General features: G+C 39.1%; 5 protein-coding genes. All 5 read left to right on the top strand.

Annotation, left to right across the window (positions count from 1 at the left end):
• The first annotated feature begins 98 nt into the window (after positions 1-98).
• The 5 genes from FD29_RS07390 (at position 99) to FD29_RS07410 (ending at position 6,599) form a co-directional block, all read left to right on the top strand.
• Positions 99-2,036: a M13 family metallopeptidase gene (locus FD29_RS07390; RefSeq protein WP_235804277.1), complete on the top strand. Its 1,938-nt coding sequence runs from the start codon at positions 99-101 to the stop codon at positions 2,034-2,036.
• Between the two features lie 119 nt (positions 2,037-2,155).
• Positions 2,156-2,857, top strand: coding sequence for an ABC transporter ATP-binding protein (locus FD29_RS07395; protein ID WP_057888302.1), 702 nt, complete (start codon positions 2,156-2,158; stop codon positions 2,855-2,857).
• 8 nt (positions 2,858-2,865) lie between these two features.
• Positions 2,866-5,391 (top strand): ABC transporter permease, encoded by a 2,526-nt coding sequence (locus FD29_RS07400; RefSeq protein ID WP_057888303.1) that lies wholly within the window; start codon positions 2,866-2,868, stop codon positions 5,389-5,391.
• Between the two features lie 8 nt (positions 5,392-5,399).
• On the top strand, positions 5,400-6,110 hold the full coding sequence (locus tag FD29_RS07405) for an SDR family oxidoreductase (protein WP_057888307.1): 711 nt from the start codon (positions 5,400-5,402) through the stop codon (positions 6,108-6,110).
• A gap of 42 nt (positions 6,111-6,152) precedes the next feature.
• Positions 6,153-6,599: a MerR family transcriptional regulator gene (locus tag FD29_RS07410; protein ID WP_057888304.1), complete on the top strand. Its 447-nt coding sequence runs from the start codon at positions 6,153-6,155 to the stop codon at positions 6,597-6,599.
• The last annotated feature ends 382 nt before the right edge of the window (positions 6,600-6,981 follow it).

Here is a 6,981-nt window from a genome sequence, read left to right on the forward strand (position 1 = left end):
GAACCAGTGAACCATTGAACAATATATTCTAATGTTATTTTTATTTTAATAATATTAGAGTATTATAATGTTAATACCTAATTTAGGAGTAAATAACTATGTTGATGAGAAAAGTTGTCGGTGGCGCTGGGGATATCGGAATCGATCCCGAACCTGCTGACTATAAAGATAATTTATATTTGGCCGTTAATGGGGAATGGCAAAAGACGGCCCAAATTCCTTCTGATAAGTCGAGTGCTGGAGCTTCAATGGAATTGGACATTGATATCGAAAAGAAGTTGATGCAAGAATTCCATGATTTTGCCCAAGATACTTCAACGATTGCAGATCCACAATTGTTGGAAGCCGTTAAGTTGTATCAAGTGGCCAATGATACTGATAAATTGTCGACGGAGTCATTTTTGAAAGATCTCAAAAAGATTGCTGGAATCAATTCATTGGCTGATTTGAATCAACATTTAGCTGATATGGTCAAAAATAATATTTCTGCGCCAGTCGGTCTCTGGATTGATGCCGATATGAAAGATACTGCTAAGAATGTCATTTATCTCGATGGTGCGGGCCTTATTTTGCCAGATAAGAGTTACTACGAGAAGGATAATAAATCTGGTCAAAAGTTGCTGAAGAAGTACGCTGAAGTGGCTGAAAAATTATTGATCATGCTTGATTATGCAGAATCTGATGCTCAAGCTATTGTTAAAAAAGCTTTGGCTTTCGACAAATTATTGGTCCCAATCGTCAAGAGTTCGGAAGAATGGGCCGATTATACGAAGATATATAATCCGATGAATTTTGCCGAGTTGATTAAAAAAGTTAAAAACGTCAATTTGCAATCAATGGTTGAAGGCACTATTAACACAACACCTGAGAAAGTCATCATCGTGCAACCAAGGTTCTTTAATAAGCTCGATGAATTGGTCAATGATGATACTTTCGAAAATATTAGAGCTTGGATGATGGTCCAATATTTAATGGATAATGCCAAATTCTTAACTGAAGAAAGTCGTCAAATTGTGGGGGAATATCAGTTGGCCTTGAGTGGTGCGGCTGAATTGCCAAGTCGCGTTAAGTTTGCCTATCACTTAGCTGAAGGTAACTTTGACCAAGTTGTCGGCAGGTATTATGGCAAGAAGTATTTTGGTGAAAAAGCCAAAGCTCAGGTCGGTGAGATGATCAAACGGATGATTGGTATCTACAAGCAACGTTTGGCCGATAACACTTGGTTGAGTGAAGCAACTAAACAAAAGGCCATCGTTAAATTGAACAAGATCGTGGTCAAAGTTGGTTATCCTGAAAAAATCGAAGCACGTTTCAAGAAATATCACATTGATGAAAATCTTTCACTGTATGAAAATCTTTTGAATTTAACCAAAGTAACGATTCAAGATGACATTGAAGAATATTCCAAACCAGTTGATCCAACAAAATGGTTGATGCCAGGTCACATGGTCAATGCTTGTTACGATCCGTCAAGAAACGATGTCACTTTCCCAGCCGGAATTTTGCAGCCACCATTTTACAGTTTGCAACAGACTAGCAGTGAAAATTACGGTGGAATTGGGGCAACGATTGCTCATGAAATTTCTCACGCTTTTGACAACAACGGTGCTCAATTCGATGAATTCGGTAATATGAACAATTGGTGGACAAAGGAAGATTACAGTAAATTCCAGAAGTTGACCCAAAAGATGATCGACCAATTTACTGGCATTCCTTACGCTGGTGGCAAAGTCAACGGAACGCTTGTGGTAAGTGAAAATATTGCTGATGTTGGCGGTTTGCGTTGTGCCATTGAAGCTGCCAAGTTGGAACCCGATTATGACCCTAAGCAATTCTTTATTTACTGGGCCAAGTCATGGCGTTTCAAGGCAACTCAGGAATACAATGAGAACCTTTTGGCTACGGATGTTCATGCACCGCAACCATTACGTGCGACTGTTATGTCACAAGATCTCGATGAATTCTACGATGCCTTTGATGTTAAAAAGGGTGATGGTATGTGGTTGGATCCACAGGATCGTGTAAATATTTGGTAAGAATAGTAAAAATCAGAAAATTCTAAATCAGAATTTTCTGATTTTTTTAATATGGTTTGCTTTTGTCATGAATCCGTTTTCTTATATAATAGAAGATAACTAAGAAGGGTGCGAACAGAATGGCATATATCGAAGTTCGAAATGAATCAAAAAAGTATCAAATGGGAGAAGCGACTATTTTTGCTAATAATAATCTTTCTTTTGATGTTGACCAAGGCAAATTGACAGTGATCTTGGGTCCCAGTGGGGCTGGTAAATCAACTGTTTTGAATATTTTAGGTGGTATGGATACACCTAGTGAGGGTCAGGTTATCATTGATGGAACGGATATTGCCCAATTTTCTGAACGTGAATTAACCACGTATCGTCGCAATAATGTTGGTTTTATCTTTCAGTTTTACAATTTGATTCCTAATTTAACTACTAAAGAAAATGTCGAATTAGCATCGGCTATCGTTAAAGATGCTTTGGATGCTACGAAAACTTTGCAGGCTGTTGGCTTAGGCGACCGTATCGACAATTTTCCATCACAATTATCTGGTGGGGAACAACAACGTGTGGCTATCGCTCGGGCTTTGGCTAAGAATCCTAAATTGCTGTTGTGTGACGAACCAACTGGTGCCCTGGATTATGAGACAGGTAAACAAGTTTTAGCCTTGCTACAAAATGCCAGCCACAACGATAATAAGACAGTTATCGTCATCACCCACAATTCAGCTTTGGCCAAAATGGCGGACCGAGTGATCAGAATTCACGATGCCAAAGTGCAATCGATTGAGGATAATCCTCATCCTACACCAGTTAAAGATATTGAATGGTAGGTGATTAGATGAATCCCTTAACAAAAAATATGTTGCGTGATGTCAAAAAATCCAAAGGACGTTTTATCGCTATTATTTTAATTATCATGTTGGGTGTTTTGATTTTCGTTGGTGTCAAAGCAGCCGGTCCCAGTTTGAATGATTCTTTGAACAAGACAGTTGCTGATAAGAATCTTTCTGATATTCAAGTTTTGTCGACCACTGGATTTGATGAGACCGATTTGAAATTGGCTCGTAAAGTCCCGGGGGCACAAGTTGAGGCGACAAAATTCAAATATGTTATCGGAGGCAAAAATAAAGTAGCTACAGCTTTGTACGGTTATTCCAAAACCGCCCGACAAAATCATCTGATCATGCGTGAGGGGCATTTGCCTAAGCATAAGGATGAAATAGTTTTGGATCAACGGGCTAAGTCTAAGTATGGGTACAAACTTGGCCAGAATTTTACTTTTGATAAAGATGCTGACCTGCATCGAAGAACTTATAAAATCGTTGGTTTTGCAGATTCGCCTCAATATATCGACAATCAGTCGCGTGGGGTGACTAATATTTCCGATGGTCAAGTGCAGCTCTTTGCCTATGTGCCAGAAGAACAGTTGAATTTGGCCGTGGGAACGATGCTTAATTTACATTTTCAATCATTGAAAGATGAGAATACCTTCGGTAAAAAATATAAGGATAGTGTCGATGACAAACTGATTCTCTTGAAACATGAGTTTAAAAATCGAGCGGATCAACGGACATCAGAAATCACCAGACCCTACTTGAAGACACTTGATTCTCAGCAACAAGCAATCAACCAAGTTAAGTTGCTTGATCCACAGGCAGCCAGTCAACAGCAGACCAAATTGAATTCGGCTAAATCTAAGTTGTTGAAAAAATCCAAAACAACTTACACATGGCAAACGAGACAAGATTTGGCTGGGTTTGCGGCTTATGGTGAAAGTTCTGACCGAATCGCAGCTATTGCCAACGTGTTTCCAGTCTTCTTCTTCTTAATTGCGGCTTTGATAACTTTTACTACGATTACCAGAATGGTCGAGGAAGCTCGTGGTGAGATCGGTACGTTTAAAGCTTTGGGATATCGTAAGTGGGAAATATCTCGTAATTATTATTACTATGCAATATCGGCTGGTTTGATCGGAGCCATTTTGGGCGCTGTGATTGGAAATGAAACTTTGCCACGGATAGTTTTGGCTTTGTACAAACAATACATTTCCTTGGATTGGGTCGTAGGTTTGCAGTGGCTCACAATTTTAATCGCAATTATTTTCTCATTATTGGCAACTCTAGGAGCGGCCGTGATTGTTATTAGAAAGGAATTAGTCGAAGGCCCAGCAGCCTTGATGCGTCCGAAAGCTCCTAAATCGGCTAAGAAGATCTTGATGGAACGGATCAAGCCATTGTGGAACCACCTCAGCTTTAATAGCAAAGTTAGTTATCGAAATCTTTTCCGCTTCAAGTCGAGAATGTTGATGACAATTATCGGTATCGCTGGTGGAACGGCCTTGATTTTAACGGGATTCGGTATTCAGAATTCCATTGGTGCGAGTGGGGATCGTCAATATTCAGAAATCTTTAATTATCAAGCGGTAGTCAAACTGAATGACGATGCCAATTTGAGTAAAGTTAATAAAATTTTGCAACAAAATCAACAGTATCGTAACAGTACCACGATCAATTCCACGACTGCTAAGTTAAAAGCTCACGGCCAACAAGTTAATGACGTCAATGTTTATACACCTAAATCGGAATCAGTTTTTAATAAGTACGTCAAACTGTCAACAGATCTGAATAAAAAAGATGTTGTTTTGACTAAGAAAACTGCTCAGTTATTGAAAGTTAAAACTGGTGACCAAATTAATTTGACTACGACGGATAACAAGAAAGTTACTTTGACAGTTGGTGCCATTGCTCAGAACTTCATCGGCCACTTTGTTTATTTGAGTCCGACAACTTATCAAAAAGAATTCGGTCAAACAGCTAAAACTAACACATTATTGTTGCATCTCAAGAGTCAAACTAAAGTCCAAAGAAAATCCTTAGCTGATAAATTATTGAGCTCAGGTGAAGTGATGGGCACGAGTTATACGCACGATGTCTTGAGTACTGTTTCGAAGATGTCTTCATCATTGAAACCAATTATTTTGATTTTTGTTCTCTTATCAGGCGTGCTTTCGTTCGTCGTGCTTTATAATTTAACTAACATCAATATCTCTGAACGGATCCGTGAATTATCGACGATCAAAGTGTTAGGATTCTATAATAATGAAGTCACGATGTACATTAGTCGCGAGAATATTATTTTGACTATTTTAGGAATCGTGGTCGGCTATGGAGTTGGTAACTTGCTGACGGCGTATATTTTGAATCAAGCGGCCACGGAACAAGTTATTTTCCCACTGACGATCAGCTGGTTCGGATATTTAATTGCAACATTGTTGATGATAATTTTCACAGCTATTGTTATGCTAGTGACACACAAAAAATTGCAGCATATCGATATGATCGGTGCATTGAAATCTAATGAATGATTGAGGGTATTATTATGAGTCTTGAAAATGATAAAGTGCTTGTTATTGGTGGAACTTCCGGATTTGGTAAAGAAGTCGCTGTAATGGCACAGCACAAGAAGGCCGAAGTTTACGTCATTGGCCGTGATCAAGAACGGGTGAACAAATTACGTTACGATGAAAATATTCAAGGAAGTTCATTAGATGCACAGGATAAAACGCAGCTGCTGAAGTTTTTCGATAAATATGGTTCGTTCGATCACATTGTTTCTATGCTAGGTGGCGCTATGGGCGGTGGTTTTTTGGATAGTCCAGTAGCAGAAATAAGACAAGCCGTCGAAGATAAATTCTTTGCTAATTTACAGTTGGTACAAATTGCCAGCAAACATCTCAGACCCAATGGATCGATTATTTTGACATCTGGTTCAGGTGGCCATCCTTATGATGCTTCTGGAGCAATTATCGGCAATCAAGCCATCAATACGATGGTAGCTGGAGTGGCCGTAGAAATGGCTCCGGATCACCGCATCAATGCTGTTTCGCCAACTTGGACGCCAACCGGTTTGTGGCGAGAAATGAATTCAAAGCAGTTGGCCCAACAAAAGGATAACGTTTCTGAAAATGTTCCTTTGGGTCGAGTGGCTAAAATTGAAGAAGTAGCATCTGCTTATATTTACTTAATGGAAAATGATTTTATCACTGGCCAAGTTTTGAAAGTCGACGGTGGTGTGGATTTATAGAAGGTGTTATACTTTAAGCCAACTTTAAGTAGAGGTGAAATAATGCCTGCAGAAATTGAAAATAAATACAAGATTGGTGATTTTTCAGAGATCGTGGGGCTAAACAGTCCTACGCTTCGTTACTACGAAAAAGAAGGCCTGATCAAACCGAATCGAACTGAGAGCGGCGTCCGCTATTACACTGAGCAAGATGCCAAGTGGGTTCGCTTCTTGCTGCATTTGAAGAGTACCGGTATGACGATCGAGCAACTCAAACGTTATGTGAAGTTAAGAGCTGAAGGTGATTCGACCATCAATCAGCGAATTGAACTGTTGGAAGAAGTTCGTCGCAATTTTGAAATTCAATATCAGCAGTTGCAAGATAGCTGGATGATTTTGAACGATAAATTGGATTGGTACAAAGGCAAAGTGGGCGGCCATATTGAAGATGATGAACAATTTTCAGATTATCTTCAAAGTTTGAATCATGGTTATTTGGAAGATCGGTAATAGATTGTCTTCAGACTAAAAGGCATTATCTAATAGCTGTTAAAGGCTCTTTTTCAAGTTTGGTTGTTCACTGCCGTCTTCCATGAAATCCCGATGGATTTGGAATACTGTGAGAGCGACTTCGAACCAATTCTACGAATTGTTTTGAAGATCGTCTGTCTCTAACCTGGCAAAGTACGCCAGCCAAGAGACTACCACGGCTGAGTATCCACCGGGATTCCATTCCAGACTAAACGGTTTTTTATTTGTCTTACATTGGTAGTGTTAAAATTTTAGATTCTAATGATTCGATATTTATTTACAGTAATACTAAAATAGGTCATCCATTTAAAGTGCAACACAAAAGTTAGACAAAATTAAATATTGTTAAGCTGCTAAGGCA

Source organism: Companilactobacillus mindensis DSM 14500 (assembly GCF_001434275.1).
In the GTDB taxonomy this organism is placed as follows: Bacteria; Bacillota; Bacilli; order Lactobacillales; family Lactobacillaceae; genus Companilactobacillus; species Companilactobacillus mindensis.